The organism is Lentzea waywayandensis (genome assembly GCF_900115955.1).
In the GTDB taxonomy this organism is placed as follows: domain Bacteria; phylum Actinomycetota; class Actinomycetes; order Mycobacteriales; family Pseudonocardiaceae; genus Lentzea; species Lentzea waywayandensis.
In genome coordinates, this window is the sequence record NZ_FOYL01000002.1 from 1,119,206 (window position 1) to 1,138,407 (window position 19,202).

General features: G+C 69.5%; 8 protein-coding genes. All 8 read left to right on the forward strand.

Annotated elements, in window-relative coordinates; translation table 11 throughout:
• Positions 1–35 precede the first annotated feature (35 nt).
• The 8 genes from BM417_RS09790 to BM417_RS09825 all read left to right on the forward strand — a co-directional run bounded on the left by BM417_RS09790 (position 36) and on the right by BM417_RS09825 (position 19,153).
• The gene (locus BM417_RS09790) at positions 36–695 is read left to right on the forward strand and encodes a response regulator transcription factor (RefSeq protein WP_093590254.1); all 660 of its coding nucleotides are present in this window, start codon (positions 36–38) and stop codon (positions 693–695) included.
• On the forward strand, positions 692–1,825 hold the full coding sequence (locus BM417_RS09795) for a sensor histidine kinase (RefSeq protein ID WP_093590257.1): 1,134 nt from the start codon (positions 692–694) through the stop codon (positions 1,823–1,825). Before BM417_RS09790 ends, BM417_RS09795 begins: the two co-directional genes overlap by 4 nt.
• Positions 1,826–1,868: 43 nt before the next feature.
• Entirely contained in the window at positions 1,869–2,702 is an 834-nt protein-coding gene (locus tag BM417_RS09800; protein ID WP_093590260.1) for an ABC transporter ATP-binding protein, read from the forward strand.
• Positions 2,703–2,796: 94 nt separating this feature from the next.
• On the forward strand, positions 2,797–3,825 hold the full coding sequence (locus BM417_RS09805; protein WP_218164412.1) for an iron-siderophore ABC transporter substrate-binding protein: 1,029 nt from the start codon (positions 2,797–2,799) through the stop codon (positions 3,823–3,825).
• A 41-nt stretch (positions 3,826–3,866) separates the two neighbouring features.
• Positions 3,867–5,663: an ABC transporter ATP-binding protein gene (locus BM417_RS09810; protein WP_093590266.1), complete on the forward strand. Its 1,797-nt coding sequence runs from the start codon at positions 3,867–3,869 to the stop codon at positions 5,661–5,663.
• 29 nt (positions 5,664–5,692) lie between these two features.
• A complete protein-coding gene (locus BM417_RS09815) occupies positions 5,693–16,525 on the forward strand; it encodes a non-ribosomal peptide synthetase (RefSeq protein WP_218164413.1) in 10,833 nt (3,610 codons plus the stop codon).
• Positions 16,512–18,203: an ABC transporter ATP-binding protein gene (locus BM417_RS09820; protein ID WP_218164414.1), complete on the forward strand. Its 1,692-nt coding sequence runs from the start codon at positions 16,512–16,514 to the stop codon at positions 18,201–18,203. The genes BM417_RS09815 and BM417_RS09820 overlap by 14 nt, the downstream gene beginning before the upstream one ends.
• Positions 18,200–19,153, forward strand: a complete 954-nt coding sequence (locus BM417_RS09825) for an alpha/beta hydrolase-fold protein (protein WP_093590269.1) — start codon at positions 18,200–18,202, stop codon at positions 19,151–19,153. The genes BM417_RS09820 and BM417_RS09825 overlap by 4 nt, the downstream gene beginning before the upstream one ends.
• Positions 19,154–19,202: the final 49 nt, after the last annotated feature.

The window sequence follows — 19,202 nt, forward strand, 5'->3', positions numbered from 1 at the left end:
GGTTTGCTTACGGCCCGCTGCGCATAATGGGGCGCATGCGAGTTCTGGTGGTCGAAGACGAGGAGATGCTCGCCGAAGCCATTGCCGAGGGGCTGAGGCAGCAGGCGATGGCCGTCGACGTGTGCTTCGACGGAGCGGCCGCGCTGGAACGCGTGGCGGTCAACCGCTACGACATCGTCGTGCTCGACCGCGACCTGCCGCACGTGCACGGCGACCAGGTGTGCCAGACGCTCGTGTCCTCGCACAGCACCACGCGAGTGATCATGCTGACCGCGGCCCGCAACGTCATGGAACGGGTGCACGGCCTCGGCATCGGCGCCGACGACTACCTGACGAAGCCGTTCGCCCTCGCGGAACTGGTCGCCAGGGTGCACGCGCTGGGCAGGCGCGCACAGCCCGCCCTGCCGCCCGTGCTGCGGTGGGGCGACATCGAGATGAACGTGCCGCGGCACCAGGTGTCGCGTGAGGACAGGTTCATCTACTTGTCCCGCAAGGAGTTCGCCGTCCTGGAAGTGCTCATGCGGGCGAACGGGTCCGTCGTCAGCGCCGAGGAGTTGCTGGAGCAGGCATGGGACGAGCACATCGACCCGTTCACGAACGCGGTGCGGGTCACGATGGTCACGTTGCGCAGGAAACTGGGCCTGCCGGCGGTGATCAGGACCCTGCCGGGGGTGGGCTACCAGCTCGCCGGGTGAAGCGGAAGCGGTTCTCGGTCAAGACCAGGCTGTCGTTGCTGATCGGCACGCTGCTGCTGTTCAGCGGCGCGCTGCTGCTGACGACGAACTACCTGCTCGTTCGCGGCGCGCTGCTGGAGGACGGCGGGCCGGCCGCCGCGGGATCGTCGAACGCCACCGACGCGCCGCAGACGCACGAGGACAGCGCGAACGCGCAGAGCGTCGTCCGTCCGATGACCATCGAGCAGTACCGGTCCGACGTGCTCCGGACGCTGCTCATCCAGTCGGGCATCGCCCTGGCCGGCGCGGGCGCGATCGCGCTGCTGCTGGGCAGGCTCGCCGCCGCGGGGATGCTGCGGCCGGTGCACCAGGTGGTGGCCACCGCCCGCAAGCTCAGCGCCGACAACCTCGACCAGCGCATCCATCTGCCGGGGCCGAAGGACGAGCTGACCGAGCTGGCCGACACGTTCGACGAGATGCTCGACCGGCTGGCCCGCTCGTTCGACAGCCAACGGCGGTTCGTCGCCAACGCCTCGCACGAGCTGCGCACACCGTTGGCCACCCAGCGCACCATGGTCGAGGTCGCCCTGGTGAAGCTGGGCAAGGACCGGGCCACCAGGGAGCTGTGCGAGAAGCTCCTGGTGGTCAACGCGCGCAGCGAGGACCTGATCGAGGGGCTGCTCGTGCTGGCCAGTACCGACAGCGGGCTGGAGCACCTGGAGGACGTGCCGCTGGACCGGCTCGTGAGCCAGGTCCTCGTCGCCACCGGACCGGCGCTCGCCCAGGCCGGCGTGCGGCTGCACCCGGACATCGCGCGGCGCACCGTGCGCGGCGACCCCGTCCTGCTCGAACGCCTGGTGACCAACCTCCTGGACAACGCGATCAAGTACAACAACGGCGGCACCGTCGAGGTCCGGGTCGGGGGCAGTCCCGCGATCGAGGTCGCCAACACCGGATGCCTGGTGCCCGCGGACCGCGCGGAGACGTTGTTCGAACCGTTCGTGCGGCTCGACAGGGACCGGTCAGGCCCGAACCGCGGGGTCGGACTCGGCCTGTCGATCGTCGCCTCGATCGCCCACGCCCACAGCGGTTCCGTGCGGGCGAAGCCCCGTGACGGTGGTGGCCTGGTCGTCTCGGTGACGCTGCCGTGAACCGCGCGCCCTGAGGCAAGCCTTCATTAAGTAAGGTTGCCCTATGACCGCGCTGCGCAACGACGCCGCCCGACTGGGCGCCAAGGGCGTCACGGTCGGGTACGCCGACCGGGTCGTGCTCGACAACCTGGACGTCGCCATCCCGACCGGGGTGATCACGACGGTCATCGGCCCCAACGGCTGCGGCAAGTCGACGTTGCTGCGGACGCTGTGCCGGCTGCTCAAACCGCGCCAGGGCACGGTGCTGCTCGACGGCGGCGACATCGCGCGCCTGAAGACCAAGGACGTCGCGAAGAGGATGGGCCTGCTCCCGCAGACCCCGATCGCGCCGGAGGGCCTCACCGTCGCCGACCTCGTGGCCCGCGGCCGGCACCCGCACCAGAGCTGGGTGCGGCAGTGGTCGAGCGACGACGCGGACGTCGTGGCCAAGGCGTTGCACATGACGGGCGTGGCCGATCTGGCCCACCGCCCGGTCGACTCGCTCTCGGGCGGGCAGCGGCAGCGGGTGTGGATCTCCATGACGCTCGCCCAGGGCACGGACCTGCTGCTGCTCGACGAGCCGACGACCTACCTGGACCTCGCGCACGCGATCGACGTGATCGACCTCGTCGACGACCTGCACGAGGGCGGCTGCACGATCGTCATGGTCCTGCACGACCTGAACCTGGCCGTCCGCTACAGCGACAACCTGATCGTGATGAAGTCGGGATCCATTGTCGCGCAAGGACATCCGAGCGAAGTGATCACGAGCGGGTTGTTGCTGGAGACGTTCGGCCTGCAGGCGAAGGTCATCGACGACCCCGTCAGCGAGCGACCGTTGATCGTCCCCATCGGCCGGACCCACGTGGTATCGAAGAGTGACCAAGACGAAAGTTAGCCTGCCCTAACCGGGTGATAAGGTTCGCCTGTCCTAATTTCCCCCGCCGCGTGGGCAGCGAAGAACGAGGTGCCGAATGGGCCAGAGAACGACCATGACCTGGAAGCGACTGACAGCTGTGGCAGCAGCCGCCGTTGTCGGTGCCAGCGTCCTCGCCGGGTGCGGTTCTTCCACGCCTGCAACGACCCCCGCGACGAACGGCGCCTCCGGTGGCACGTTCCCGACCAAGGTCGAGCACTTCTTCGGCACGACGGAGATCAAGGAAGCGCCCAAGCGCGTCGTCTCCCTCGGCTACACCGACGAGCAGACGCTGCTGGCGCTGGGCGTCGTCCCGGTCGGCATGGTCGACCAGTACCCGAACCCCGAGGGCAAGACGCCCGACATCAACACCCAGTGGCCGTGGGTGAAGGACAAGTGGGGTACGACCACGCCCGAAGTCGTCATGAAGAACGGTGACACCGAGCCGAACTTCGAGAAGATCGCGCAGCTGCGTCCCGACCTGATCGTCGCCGTCTACTCCGAGGCGACCCAGGAGTGGTACGACAAGCTCTCCAAGATCGCGCCGGTGGTCGGCCGCACCAAGGAGGAGAAGGAGCCCTTCTCCGCCAAGTGGCAGGACAACGCGCTCCAGGTCGCGAAGGCGGTCGGCAAGGGTGACGAGGGCGCCAAGGCCATCAAGGCGATCGACGACAAGCTCGCCGAGGCCAAGAAAGCGAACCCGGCCTGGGCGAACGAGACCGCGGTCGTCGCGTCCTGGTACAAGGACGCCATCGGGCCGTTCTCCACGACCGACGTGCGCAGCCAGGTCCTCACCGGCATCGGCTTCAAGGGCAACACGAAGGTCGACGAGCTCGCCGCCGGCAAGTTCTTCGTGTCCCTGTCCCCCGAGCGCATCGACGTGATGAACGTCGACCGCATCTTCATCATCAACGACGAGGCGGACCTGAAGGCGCTCAAGGGTTTCGAGCTCTTCAACAACCTGCCCGCGGTCAAGGCCGGCAAGGTCCACTACATCCTCGACAGCGAGGGCGCGGCCGTCGGTGCCGCGATCTCGCAGGCGACCCTCGCGTCCATGCCGTACGCGGTGGACGAGCTCGTGAAGGCCGCCAAGTCCGTCGGCTGATCTCGTTCTGACACAACAGTTCCAGCGAAAGGCCTCCCCTCGTGACCACGAGCGTCTCCGCCCCGCCGGCGAAGATCCTGCGCACGGCGTCCGGGCGGGAGGCCTCTCGCTGGGTGCTCGACCACTGCCGGTCCGCCCCCGGCCTGCCGATCGCCACCGTGCTGGCGACGGCGGCCGGGGCGGTGCTCCAGATCATCCCGGTGTTCCTGCTGGGCACCGTGGTGGACGGAGTCACCCAGGGCCGCGACGCGTCGATCCTCTGGTCGATCGGCATCGCCACCGTCGTCTCGGCTCTGGCCGGCGCGGTCATGACCGCGGTCTCCACCTATCTCGTCGGCCGGGTGGGCGCGGAGATGCTGGCGCGCCTGCGGGAGGGCGCGGTGCGCGCGGTGCTCGGGATGCCGAGCGCGCGCATCGAGGAGGTCGGCCGCGGTGACGTGCTTTCGCGCGTCGGTGACGACGTCGCGGTGATCTCCAAGGGCTTCCGCACGGCCATTCCGACGATCTTCTCGGCGGTCGTGCTGGTCGTGATCGCGACCGCCGGCATGTTCGGCCTCGACTGGCGGCTCGGCCTCGCCGGTGCCTGCGCGCTGCCCGCCTACTGGCTGGCGTTGCGCTGGTACCTGCCCCGCTCGCAGCCTCTCTACCGCGCCCGTTCCGAGGCGCAGGCCGATCGCGCGCAGGCGTTGATCAGCGGCCTCGACGGCATCGCCACCGTGCGCGCGTACCGCCTGGAGAACGTCTTCCGGGACAAGGTGACCGCGGAGTCGTGGCGGGTGCGCAACATCGGCATCGACGTCTTCCGGTTCTTCGGCCGGTTCATCGGCAGGGAGAACCGTGCCGAGTTCATCGGACTCGGGCTGATCATCGTCGTCGGCTACTTCCTGGTGACCAACGAGCAGTCCTCGCTGGGCCAGGTCTCCGTCGCCGCGCTGCTGTTCCACAAGTTGTTCGTGCCGCTCGGCCTGATCATGGCGTTCTTCGACGAAGCGCAGAAGTCCGGTGCCGGGCTGACGCGGCTGGTCGGCGTGACCACCGAGTCCGACGGCGACGAACTCGTCCGCAGCGCGGTGGCCGTCGACGCGGACGCACGACCACTTCCGGTGTCGGTGCGCGGGCTTTCCTTCCGCTATCCCGAATCCGAGCACGACGTGCTCCAGGACATCGACCTGGAGATCCCCGCCGGCACCTCACTCGCACTGGTCGGGGCGACCGGTGCGGGCAAGACGACGTTGGCTGCTTTGGTCGCCGGCACCGGCACTCCGCTGGCCGGGTCCGTGCACATCGGTTCCTCCGATCTCGTCGATCTGGACGAGGCAGGCGCACGCGCGTTGGTCAGCATCCTGACCCAGGAGGCCCACGTCTTCGCCGGTCCGCTGGCCGAGGATCTGCGTTTGGCAGCACCGGACGCGACCGACGACGAGCTCATGGACGCGTTGCGGACCGTTGGCGCGGACACGTGGGTCGAGGCGTTGCCTCTGGGCTTGCAGACCGACGTCGGCGAGGGTGGCGAACGCCTCGACGTGACCAAGATCGCCCAGATCGCGCTGGCCCGGCTGGTGCTCGGCCGCTCCCCCGTCGTCGTGCTGGACGAGTCGACGGCCGAGGCGGGCAGCCAGGGTGCCGCCGCGCTGGAACGAGCCGCGCTCGCGGCTTGCCGGGGCCGCACAACACTTCTGGTCGCACACCGCCTGACCCAGGCCATCGCCGCGGACCGGATCGCCGTGCTCGACGCAGGTCGCGTGCTGGAACACGGAACGCACGAAGAACTCGTGGCGCGTGATGGGCGTTACGCGGCTCTTTGGGCCGCTTGGCGATTCGGAACGGCAACTACTTAGGTTAGGCTTCCTTCACCGATTGTGAAGGGATGGCTGAGTCGTCGATGGAACAGATGGCCGACCGTGACGTACTTCTTTCGACCGCCCGGATCGCCTCCGTTCGGCGCCGTGCCGGTGAGTACCCGCAGCGGACCATCGCCGTCGCGAGTGCCGTCGCACTGAACCACTGGGCGACCCCCGGTTTTCGGGTCGACGGCTTCGAGCTCACGCCCGCGACGCTGTTCAGCGACCTGCTCGTGTGGGCCGACAAGGGCCAGTCCTCCGACGTCACCGAACGACCGGACGGCTGGGCCGTTCCTGTTCCGGACGGCGTGGACCTGGCCGAGGCCGAGCGCGCGCTGGACGACCTGGCCGAGTTCCCCAACCGCGCCATCGGCACGCTGACCTCCCAGACGCTCGACGAGCGGCTCGCGGACCTGGCCCGCTGGAACGACAACGAGTTCCCGCGTGACCGGCCGAGCATCGTGGAGCTGTTCCGCGAACAGGCCCGGCAGCGCCCGGACGCCGTCGCGATCAACGACGGTGACCGCGCCTTCACCTACGGCGAGGCGCTGACCCGTTCCAACCAGCTCGCCCGCCACCTGCTCGAACGCGGTCTCACCGCAGAGCAGGTCGTCGGCATCTCGCTGGATCGCTCCGCCGAGATGGTGATCAGCCTGCTCGCCGTGCTCCAGGCCGGGGCGGCGTTCGTGCCGCTCGACCCGCAGTGGCCGGCCTCGCGCCGCGAGTCCGTGATCACCGACGCGCAGGTCGTCCTGCTTCTGGGCAGTGGCCAGGAAGGCGAGCCCGCGTCCGTCGCGGTCGACCTCTCCGACTGGGGTTTCCCGGACTACTCGGGCGATCCCACCGATGTCACGATCCGCGGCGCGCAGCTCGCGTACGTGATGTTCACGTCCGGCTCGACCGGCCGCCCCAAGGGCGCGATGATCCGGCACGAGGCGATCAGCGAACGCCTGCTGTGGCAGGTCGACCAGATCCTCCACTTCGGACACTCCGACGCGTCGCTGTTCAAGGCACCGCTGTCGTTCGACATCTCCATCAACGAGATCTTCCTGCCGCTCGTGTGCGGCGGCCGGACCGTCGTCGTGCGGTCCGGCGGCGAGCGCGACCCGCACCACCTGCTGCACACGATCGACCGCCACCGCGTGACGTTCGTGTACCTGGTGTCCTCGATGCTGGACGTGCTGCTGAACATCGCGGGCCACGGCGAGCTGGCCAGCCTGCGGCACGTGTGGTGCGGCGGCGAGGTACTCACTCCCGAGCTGTACGACCGGTTCCGCACGCAGCTCGACATCCCGATGTACCACGGCTATGGCCCGGCCGAGGCGACGATCGGCGTCTCGCACGTGATCTATCGCGGCGAGGCCGAGCGGCTGTCGACGTCGATCGGCAAGGCGAACCCGAACACCGACCTCTACGTGCTGGACGACGAGCTGCGGCCGTGCCCGGTCGGTGTCGGCGGCGAGCTGTACATCGGCGGTTTCCTGCTGGGGCGCGGGTATGTGAACGCTCCCGGCCTGACGGCGTCGCGGTTCGTGGCGAACCCGTTCGCCACCGACGGGTCACGCCTCTACCGGACCGGTGACCTGGCGCGGTTCGCGCCGGACGGGTCGCTCGACTTCCTCGGCCGCGTCGACAACCAGGTCAAGATCCGCGGCATGCGGCTCGAACTGGAGGACGTCGAGGTCGCGCTGGCCGAGCACCCGCAGGTCCGCCACACCTGTGTCGTGGTCAGGAAGAACTCGGCGGGCGGCAACTACCTCGTCGGGTACGTCGTGCCGTCCGACTCGGGCCTGACCTCGGACGCCGTGAAGCAGTGGGCGGTCGAGAACCTCGTCGAGTACATGGTTCCCACGCACATCGTGGTGATGAGCGAGTTCCCTTTGACCGCCAACGGAAAGCTCGACCGGCGCGCCCTGCCGGAGCCCGTGGTGGAGACCGGGCCGGTGACGGCGGCGGCCAACGACGACGAGGCCGTGATCTGCGCCGCCGTCGCGTCGGTGCTGCGGGTCGAGCAGGTCGGCGCCGACCAGGACTTCTTCGAGCTGGGCGGCGACAGCATCCTGGCGATCTCGCTGCTCAGCGCGTTGCGGGCGGAGGGCGTGTTCGTCACCGCCACCCAGATCTTCGTGAACCGCACTCCCCGTGCGCTTGCCGCTGTCGCGTCACGTGACGGCGCTGCCGCGGTCGACCACGACGACGTTCCGACCGGTCCGGTCGCGGGGCTGCCGATCGTGCAGTGGCTCGGGGAGACGACGGACGCGATCGACGGGTTCGTGCAGTCGGTCGTGCTCAACGCACCGGCTTCCTTGACCGCAGACGCGCTCACCCAGATCCTCGACGCGGTGGTCGCGCGGCACGACATGTTGCGCGCCAAGCTCGTTCGGGGCGAGCGGTGGTCGTTCGACATCCCTTCGGGCGGGAACGCGTTGTGGGAGGAGAGCGATGCTTCTCTCGAGGAGTGCGTCGCGGCGGCGACCGAGGGGCTGAACCCGGACGCGGGCGTCATGCTGCGCGCGGTGTGGCGCTCTGAGGCTCGGCAGCTCGTGATCGTGATCCACCACGTGGTGATCGACGGTGTCTCGTGGCGCATCCTCTTCGACGATCTCGCGCAGGCCTGGCAGCAGGTCTCCTCCGGGGTTCCGGTCGAGCTGCGGCCGGTCGGCACGTCGTTCCGGCGCTGGACCCAGCTGCTGGAGAAGGCCGGGTTCGAGGGCGACCGGTCGTACTACGAGCGTGCGTTGCCGGGGGTGGATCAGCTGCTCGGCCGGCGTGAGCTGACCGACGCCGATGTCGTCGCGGGTGAACAGGTTCGCACGGTGATCGTTGGATCCGCCGCCACAGCCGCGTTGCTGGGTGACGTGCCGGCGTTGTTCCACGCGAAGGTCAACGACGTGCTGCTGACGGGTCTCGCGGTCGCGCTTGCCCGGTGGCGCCGTGACAACGGGCAGGACCAGACGTTCGCGCACATCGAGCTGGAGGGACACGGCCGTGAAGGCCGGTTCGTGCCGCTCGACCCCGACCTGTCGCGCACGGTCGGCTGGTTCACGACGCTGTTCCCGGTGACGGTGGATCCGGGTTCGGCCGATGACCTGGGTGCGGCTTTGAAGCGGGTCAAGGAGGACCTCGCTCGGGTGCCGAGCAACGGTGTCTCGTACGGCGCGTTGAAGTACCTGGGGCGCGCGGAGTTCGACGCGTCCCGGCCGCAGGTGCTGTTCAACTACCTCGGCCGGTTCGCCGGTGGTGCGACCGGTGACTGGCAGCTCGCGGAGAACGCCGGTCAGCTCGGCGAGAAGCGCGACCCGGCGATGCGGCTGCCCCGGGCGCTGGAGTTCAACGCATCGGCCGAGCCCGGCGCGGACGGCGACCTGGAACTGGTCACGGTGATCTCGTGGCCGTCCGGGGTGTTCAGCGACGAGGACACCGCGCGGATCGGCGCGTACTTCGTGGCCGCGCTGGAGGGGCTCGCCGCGTTGACGCAGGGCGGCCACTCCCCCAGCGACTTCGACCTGCTGCCGCTCACTCAGTCCGATGTGGACTCGCTGGATTCCGCTGTTCTGCGCGACATCCTGCCGTTGACGCCGTTGCAGGAGGGCCTCTACTTCCACTCGGTGTTCGACGACGAGTCGGCGCACCGGTACGTCGAGCAGCAGCTGCTCACCCTGACCGGGCCCGTGGACGCGCGCAGGCTCGAGGCGGCCGCGACCCGCGTGCTGGAGCTGTTCCCGAACCTCGCCGCCCGGTTCGTCGGTCTCGCCGACGGGCGGGTCGTCTCGGTGCTGGAGTCCGGTGTCCGGCCGGAGTTCTCCACTGTGGACGGTCAGGGCATGACCGACGAGGAGATCGGGGAGTACGCCGAACGAGACCGCGTCGCCGGGTTCGATCTCGCGCGCGGCCCGTTGATGCGCTTCACGCTGATCCGGGTGGCACCGCAACGTTTTGTGCTGGTGCAGACCGTGCACCACATCATCGCGGACGGCTGGTCGGTGCCGCCGATGCTGCGCGCGCTGCTGGCCGAGTACGCCACACCGGGTTCGGTGCACCCGCGTGGCGGTTACGCCGACTACGTGCGCTGGCTGGTGAACGCCGACGCCTCGGAGAGCGACCGGGTCTGGTCCGAGGAGCTCGCCGGGCTTGCGGCGCCTTCGTTCGTGGCGGAGGGGCACACGCCGTCCGAGCTGTTCGACGACGTGGTGATCGACGCGGCTCCCGACCTGGACGCCGCGGCGCGTGCGGCCGGTGTGTCGCTGAGCGTCGCCGTGCACAGCGCGTGGGGCGTGACGCTGGGCGGCATCCTGGGCAGCCAGGACGTCGTGTTCGGGTCGACGGTGTCCGGTCGTGACGCCGACGTTCCCGGCATCGCCGAGATGGTCGGACTGTTCATCAACACGATTCCCGTGCGCGTCGGCTGGTCTGGTTCTTCCGCGCGTTCGTTGCTGGAATCGGTGCGGGCGCACCAGACCGCGGTGCTGCCGCATCAGCACGTGTCGCTGACCCGGATCGGGCGCCAGGCACCGCACGGTTCGGCGTTCGACACGCTCGTCGTCTTCGACGTCGCCACGGACGTGACCGCGTTGGAGGGCCCGTTCACGATCGCCGAGGTCGTGAACGAGGGCGCGCCGCACTACCCGTTGACGCTGGTGGTCGAGCGGTCCCTCGACGGCGCGCTGCGGTTCAATCTGATCTACGACACGACGGTCGTGCGCGCGGACGGCGCCCGCACGATCTTGCGGGCCTTCTCGGACACGCTGAACTCGTTGCTGCACGAGGAGAACATCCCCGCGGTCTCGCTCTCGTCCGCGCGGGCCGCGGCCTCGGTTGAGCCTGTGACGCTGGCTCAGCTGTTCGACGCCGCCGCGGTGCGTGACCCGTCCGCGCGGGCCGTGACGATGTGCCACCTCGACGGCAGTGCCGAGGGTCTGTCGTACGGGATGCTGGCCGACGCCAAGAACCGGCTCGCTCGTAGTTTGGTGAACGCGGGAGTCGTTCCGCGCCAACGGGTCGCGGTCGCGATCGGGCGTTCGTTGCAGCAGGTCGTCGCGCTCGTCGGCATCGTGTCGGCGGGTGGCGCGTACGTGCCTTTGGATCTTGCCTACCCGGACGAGCGGCTTCAGTACGTCCTCGCCGACTCCGCGCCACAGGTGGTGCTGGTCGAGGCTGAGCATCGCGAACGCTTCGAGCGTCTGCTTGTCGCGGCCGGCGTGCCGGCGCGGGTGCTGGTGTACGGCGAGGAAGTGCCCGGCGAGGCGCAGGTGCCGTCGTTCGACTGGCGCAACCCGGCCTACGTGATCTACACGTCCGGCTCGACCGGCCGCCCCAAGGGCGTCGTCGTGTCGCACGCCGGCGTGGTGTCGCTGCTGGCGAACACCCAGCCGGACATGAACTTCGGGCCGGACGACGTGTGGACGCAGTTCCACTCGTACTCGTTCGACTTCGCGGTCTGGGAGCTGTGGGGCGCGCTGCTCCACGGCGGCGAGCTGCTCGTCCCCGACCACGGCCTGACCCGCTCGCCGGTCGACTTCCACAAGCTGGTTCGCCGGCGTGGTGTCACCGTGCTGAACCAGACTCCGTCGGCGTTCTACCAGTTCATCGAGGCGGACCGGCTGGACGAGCCGCTGCCCGCGTTGCGGCGGGTGATCTTCGGCGGCGAGGCGCTGGAGCTGTCGCGGATGCGTGGCTGGGTCGAGCGCTACGGCGCCGCGCGGCCCGAACTGGTCAACATGTACGGCATCACCGAGACCACGGTCCATGTGACGCATCGGGTGCTGGACTCCGCGGACTTCGCATCAGGGCGCGAGGTCAGCCCGATCGGCGGCCCGATCCCCGGTCTGCGCACGTACCTGCTGGACTCGTCGTTGCGTCCGGTCGCTCCCGGACAGGTCGGCGCGATCTACGTGGCGGGCGCGCAGCTCGCTCTGGGCTATCACAACCGGCCGGATCTGACGTGCAGCCGGTTCGTGGCGGACCCTTTTGCCGCTGATGGTTCGCGGATGTACAACTCGGGCGACCTGGCCCGGCGCACGGTGGACGGCTCGTTGGAGTTCGTCGGACGGGCCGACAACCAGGTGCAGCTCAAGGGATTCCGGATCGAACTGGGCGAGGTCGAGTCGGCTGTTCGCTCGGTGCCCGGCGTGGTCGACGTGGCCGTGACGGTGGCGGACACCGCCGACCACCTGATCGCGCACGTGGTGGGGTCGCCTGCTTCCGATGTTCTCGCCGTGCTCGGGTCGAAGCTGCCGGTGCACATGGTGCCGCAGCGGGTTCTCCCGCTGGACGCCTTGCCTTTGACGGTCAACGGCAAGCTCGACCGCAAGGCGTTGGAAGAGCGTGCCCGTGTGTCTGAGGACGCGCCGGTTGCTGCCGGTGACTCGCCTGCCTTGGACTCGCTGGTCGGCATCTTCGCGGACGTGCTGCCTGGCGCTGTGGTGGACGCGGACACGGACTTCTTCGTGGCCGGTGGGGACAGCATCATCGCGATCGGGGTGGTGAACCGGGCTCGGGCTTGCGGCGTGCGGATCGCGCCTCGGGACCTGTTCCTGCACAAGACTCCGCGGGCGTTGGCTGCGAAGTTCGCGGTGGCGCCTGCCGCCGCGCCGGTCGTGGTCGCGGAGCAGGACGGGCCGGTGGTGCCGACGCCGATCGTGCTGCGGCAGCGGGAGCTGGGCGGGGAGCTGAACCTGTTCGCCCAGGCGCGGCAGGTCGAGTGCGCGAGCCTGGCAGACGCGCAACGTGCCGCCGACGCCGTGGTGAAGGCTCACGCCGCCCTGCGGATGCGGCTGACGGTCACGGACGGGGTGTGGGCGCTCGGAATCGATTCCGACTCGCAGACCCCCAGGGGGGATCGGGTCCCCACTCCAATCGTCTCAAGCGGGTCTGACAGGTCTGATGATCTTGAAGCGGCCGCCGACGAGGCCGCTCGTCGCCTAGCCCCCGAAGCCGGTGTGATGGCCGCCTTCACGTGGCTCGAATCCACCCAGACCCTCGTCGTCGTGGTCCACCACCTGGCCGTGGACGCCGTCTCATGGCTGATCCTGCTCGACGACATCAACGCGGTCATGCGAGGCGAAACTCTCGCACCCGCCACCACCCCGTTCAGCGCCTACACCAGGGCCCTCACGCTCCAGGCCCAGTCCGGCACCGGCCTGCGCCACTGGATCGAGGTGCTCGACACCCCGTCCCTCACCCCGCAGATCGGTGACCAGCGCGAGGTCACGGTCAACCTGTCCGCCGACATCACCGACCGCGTCGTGCACACCGCGCCGACCGCGCTCGGCATCGGCCTGACCGAGCTGCTGGCAGGCGCGCTGCGCACCGCACTCACCGAGATCCAGGGCACGCCCACAGACCTGGTGGTCGAACTGGAGCGTCACGGCCGTGTCCCGGTGCTGGAGCATCACGACTACACGCGCACGGTCGGCTGGTTCACCTCCATCGCGCCCGTGAAGCTCAGCCCGCACACCAACCCCGTCGATGCCGCACGCGAGCTCGTGCAGCGTCAGCCGGACGAGGAGCAGCACGTCGGGTACGGCCGGCTGCGGTACCTGAACCCGCAGACCGCGCCCGTGCTGGCCGCGCTGCCGAGGCCGCAGGTGCTGTTCAATTACCTCGGCCGGGGCAGCGAGTCGCAGGCAATAAACCTCGACATGGGCTCGCAGCCGAGCCCGTACGCCGTCGAGGTCAACTGCTGGGTCGACACGGGCACGGGCAGTCTGCGGGCGACGTTCGCGCTCAGCGAGGACGTGTCGGACGAGATCGCGGCGCGCTGGCTGCTCGCGCTGGAACGGATCGCGGACACCTCGGTCACCGCGACCCGTACCGCGCCGGTGTCACCGTTGCAACGCGGTCTGTACTTCCAGGCCGCACTGAGCGCGGCCGGACATTACGTGGCGCAGAGCTACTTCACGTTCGACCGCCGCCTCGACGCCGACAAGCTCGGCAAGGCGATGGCGCACGTCATCGCCAAGCATCCGGTCGTCGGCGCGGGCTTCGCGGACGAGGACGGCACGCCGGTCCAGGTCCTCACGTCCGGTGGCCAGGTCGAGGTCCGCACGGTCGACGTGCTGAACCAGGACGCGGTGGACGCGCTGCGGATCGAGGACCGCGGCACGGGCTTCGACCTCGAACGGCCCCCGCTGGTCCGGCTCACCGTGCTGCGGCTGCCGGACGGCCGGGACGCGTTGCTGTTCAGCTACCACCTGCTGCTGTGGGACGGCTGGTCGCGCGAGATCGTGCTGCGCGACCTGTTCGGCGCCTACCAGTCGCTCCTCGCGGGCGAGCCGGTCGACTCCACGCCCGCGACGCCGAGCTTCGAGAACTACTGCCGGGCGCTGGCGGCCAAGGACCAGCAGGCTGCCGAACAGTTCTGGGCCCGGTACCTGGCGGAGCTTCCCGGTCCGACGCTGCTCGGCGACGGGTCCACTTCGGACACTCTGCCGACGAAGATCGTGCGGACGCTGTCCGAAGAGGACTCCAGCCGCCTCCGTGAGGCGGCGAGCAGGCACGGCGTCACGCTCAACTCGGTCGTCACCGGCGCGCTCGGGCTGATGCTCGGCAGCGAGACCGGGCGGGGCGACGCGGTCTTCGGCGTCACGGTCTCCGGGCGTGAAGAAGAGGGCACCGAGAACATCGTCGGCGTGCTGCTCAACACCGTGCCAATGCGGGTGTCGGCCAAGCCGGGCGACACCGCGGCCGAGTTCCTCGCGAACGTGCAGGCCTCCCGGGTCGACGCCATGGAGCACGAGCACGTCGGGCTCGGCGAGATCCAGCGGGCGAGCGGGCACGACCAGCTGTTCGACAACCTGTTCGTGCTCCAGAACTTCCTGGACGACAGCACGTTCGACGAGCTCAACGCGCGCAACGGGATCGTCGACCACGAGTCGGAGGACTCGACGCACTACCCGTTCACCTGGGTCGTGACGCCGGGCCGTCAGCTCACGGTCAAGCTGGAGTACCGGCCGCAGGTCACCGACCCCGCGCTGGCCGAGCGGCTGTTCGACGACTACCTGCGGATCCTCGGCGACCTCGCCACCACCGAAGGTCCGCTGGGCACGATCCGCGGCACGGGACCGGAGCCGGAACTCAACCCCGCCAACGACTTCGGCAACCTGACCGTCGTCGACCTGTTCGACCAGGCCGCCGACCGCGACCCGAGCCGAACGGCTTTGGTCGCGCACGGCAAGACGATGACGTTCGCGGAGCTCAGGGACCGCAGCCGTCATCTGGCCGGAGTGCTGGCGGGCAAGGGAATCGGCGTCGAGACGTCGGTCGCCATCGCGGTGCCGCGGTCGCTGGACTGGGTCGTCGCGCTGTTCGGGATCCTGCGCTGCGGGGCGGCGTACGTGCCGCTGGAGCTGGACCACCCGGACGAGCGGATCGCCGCGATCATCGAGGACGCCCAGCCGTCGTTGATCATCACGACCAGCGCCGTAGCACCGAGGATCCAGAGCGAGACCTTCAACCTGGACGAGCCGTGGCCGGACGCCGAACCGGTGGTCACGTTCGCGCCCGAGGATCCGAACAGGCTCAAGCACGCGGCCTACACGATCTACACCTCGGGTTCGACCGGCAAGCCCAAGGGCGTCGTGACCGAGTACGCCGGCCTGACGAACATGCTGGTCAACCACCAGCGGCGGATCTTCGAGCCGGTGCTGGCCGAGCACGGGCACCGGACGTTCCGGATCGCGCACACCGTGTCGTTCGCCTTCGACATGTCGTGGGAGGAGCTGCTCTGGCTCGCCGACGGCCACGAGGTGCACATCTGCGACGAGGAGCTGCGCCGCGACGCCACCGGGCTGGTCGAGTACTGCCTCCGGCACGAGATCGACGTCATCAACGTGACGCCGACCTACGCGCAGCAACTGGTAGCCGAAGGCCTGCTCGCGGCAGAGCACAGGCCCGCGCTGGTGCTGCTGGGCGGTGAGGCCGTCACGCCGACGTTGTGGCAGCAGCTCGCGGACACCCCCGGGACGATCGGCTACAACCTTTACGGGCCAACGGAGTACACGATCAACACGCTGGGCGTCGGCACGTTCGACTGCGTCGACCCAGTGGTCGGCGTGGCGATCGACAACACCGACGTCTACGTCCTGGACCCGTGGCTGCGGCACGTGCCGGACGGTGTCGCGGGCGAGCTGTACGTGTCGGGCGTGGGCATCGCGCGGGGCTACCTCGGGCAGCCGGGGCAGTCCGCCGAACGGTTCGTGGCCTGCCCGTGGGTGCCCGGTGAGCGGATGTACCGGACCGGCGACCTGGTCATCCGGCGCCCGGACGGCAACCTGCTCTACCTGGGCCGCACCGACAAGCAGGTCAAGATCCGCGGGCACCGCGTGGAGCTGGGCGAGGTCGAGGCGCGGTTCGCCGCCCACGACGGCGTCCGGTTCGTCGCGGCCGTCGCGCAGGCCGACCCGCAGGTCGACGGCGCGTACCGGCTCGCCGCCTACCTCGTACTCGCGGACGGTGCGGACATCCCGTCGATCGCGGCGGAGGTCGGGGCCGGCCTGCCCGACTACCTGCGGCCCTCGCACTACGCCGCGGTGGACGCGATCCCGCTCACGGTCAACGGCAAGGCGGACACGTCTGCCTTGCCCGAGGCCCGTCCGCTCGGCACGCTGATGACCAAGGTCGAGGAACGCGAACTGACCGAGACCGAGATCGTCGTCCGCGAGATGTTCGCGGAGGCGCTCGATCTCGACGACGACGAGGTGGGCATGACGAGCGGCTTCACCGACCTGGGCGGGCACTCGATGCTCGCGGTCCGGCTGATCGGTCTGCTCCGCCGCGAGTTCGGTCCCGTGGTCACGATCCGCGACCTGCTGTCCCTCTCCACCCCCGAAGCGATTGCGCGGCACGTTGACGAACACTGAAGTCCGCACCGGCAAGGAGATCCTGCGGGTCGCCCTGCGCCGCAACCGAGGCGCCATGGCGTCCGGGACCCTGCTGATGGGGTCCTACCAGGCCGCCGAGACCGCCGTGCCGATCCTGCTCGGCGTGATCGTCGAGTACGCGTTGCGCGGCGGGCGGCTCAGCTCGCTCGGGCTGGCGCTGCTCGCGCTCGGCCTCGTGATGGCCACGGTGTCGTACTCGTGGCGGTTCGGCATGCGCATCCTGCAGAAGGCGAACACGACCGAGGCACACCGCTGGCGGGTCGAGGTCGCGGACCGCGGCCTGCAGCCGGTGGCGCGCGAGGTCGACGTGAAGTCCGGCGAGGTGCTCACCATCGCCACCGAGGACGCCGACCAGACCGCGGACATCATCGAGGTGGTGCCGCTGCTGATCAGCTCGCTGGTGTCGGTGGTGATCACGGGTGTCGTGCTGGCGGTGATCAGCGTGCCGCTCGGCGTGCTGGTGTTCGTCGGCACGGCCGCGATCCTGAGCGTGCTCAGCGTGATGTCGCGGCGGATCGGCACGAACACCCAGGTGCAGCAGGCGAAGGTCGCGCGGGCCGGGGCGAAGGTGTCCGACCTGATCGCCGGACTGCGGCCGCTGCACGGGTTCGGCGGCAGCTACGCGGCTTTCCAGGCCTACCGCCGGGTCAGCACCGAGGCGAAGAAGCAGTCGATCGTCGTGGCCCGCGTGAACGGTGTCTACGCCGGGCTGGCGCTGGCGCTGAACTCGTTGCTGGCGGCGGCGGTGACGCTGTGGGCGGGCCTGCTGACGTTCCAGGGCGAGATCACCATCGGTCAGCTCGTGATGGCGGTCGGCCTGGCGCAGTTCCTGATCGAGCCGCTGAAGCTGTTCTCGGAGATGCCCAAGTACGTGATGATCGCGCGGGCCTCGGCGGAACGGATGGCGTTGATCCTGGCGGCCCCCGCGCTGATGACGCCCGGTGTCGAAGAACCCGGTCCGGAGAGCGGGCTCGAGGTTTCCGGCGTCACGCACGGAACGTTGCGGGACTTGACGTTCTCCGTGCAGCCCGGCGAGTTCGTGGCGATCGCGGCCTACCAGCCACAGGCGGCGGCCGAACTGGCGTCGGTGCTGTCGGTCGACGTGCCGCCGGCTTCCTACGAAGGCGTTGTGCGCGTGGGCAAGCAGGAGGTCGCGTCGCTGACGATCGAGAGCGTGCGCACCCACCTGCTGGTCAACCCGTCGCACCACGAGGTGTTCGCGGGAACGTTGCGGGAGAACGTGGATCCGGCCGGTTCCAGCGCACTGTTGGAGGAAGCGGTGTCCGCCGCGATGCTGACCGACGTCGTGGCCCTGCACTCCGACGGCCTCGACTACGCCGTGCGCGACCGGGGTGCGAACCTGTCCGGCGGGCAGCGGCAGCGGTTGTCGCTGGCCCGTGCGTTGGCCGCGAACCCGGAGATCCTGGTGCTGCACGACCCGACCACGGCGGTCGACGCGGTGACCGAGCAGCTCATCGCCCGCAACCTCACCGCGTTGCGCCGCGGCCGCACGACGATCGTGATCACCAGCAGCCCGGCGTTGCTCGACGTGGCCGACCGGGTGATCGTGCTCGACGACGGCTCGGTGACGTCCGAGGGCACGCACCGCGAACTGCTCGGCCGTGACTCCTCCTACCAGCTGGCGGTGGCCCGATGACGAGGTTCGAGTGGCGTGGCGGCCCGGCGTCGGTGCGGTTCGAGAGCGTGCTGGAGCCGGTCGAGCTGACCCACGAGAAGGACGACCTCTGGTCCGCCGAGGTCGAGATGCCGGCCCGGCTGCGGGTGACGTACCACTTCTTCGACGGCGACGAACACGCCGATCCGTCGAATCCGTCCGGCGCGGGCCCGAACCGGTCGATCTTCGCCACCCCTGATCTCGAACCGCAGCCGCACTGGCCGGTCGTCGGCCCGGACGAGGTGCTGGACGTGCCTTCACTGCGCATCCGGTGGAACGGAGCGTTGGGGCGCAAGACAGTTCGCGTGCACCAGGGCGGTGAGCCGGTCGTGCTGCTGCTCGACGGCGACGACTGGATGTACGTGCACCCGGCCGTGGCCGCGTTCGAGTCGGCGGTGAAGAACGGCGAGATGCCGCCCGCCACGCTGGTCTTCCTTCCCACACCTCGTGATCGCGATGCCGAGTACAGCTCTTCCGCGCTGTGGCAGGCGATCAGGGACGAGCTGCTGCCGTTGCTCTCGGAGAACGGCGTGACCGTGGACCTGGCGCGGTTCGTGGTCGCGGGTCAGAGTCTGGGCGGGCTCAGCGCGTTCCGTGCCGCACTGGACTTCCCGGACCTGGTGTCGAAGGTGGCCTGCCAGTCCGGGTCGTTCTGGTGGGCGCGTGACCTGCCCGAACACGGTCTTTCGCTCGACGGCCCGGCCGGCGGTGACACGGCCGAACGCCTGGGAGCCCTGCCGGATCTGTCCGGGCTGCGCGTCGCGTTCGACGTCGGCGAGCACGAGCCGAGGATGCACCGGCACTGCGAGGCCGTGGAAGAGCTTGCGGCGCAGGCGGGTGCGACGGTGCGGGTGAACCGCTCCCCCGCCGGGCACGACCGGGCGGGCTGGCGGCACGCGCTGGTGCGCGACGTCGCTTGGCTGCTGAGTTAGGTCCCAGGACAAGCGGTTGCGTCGCCGTTGATCGTCCGGCGATCCGTGA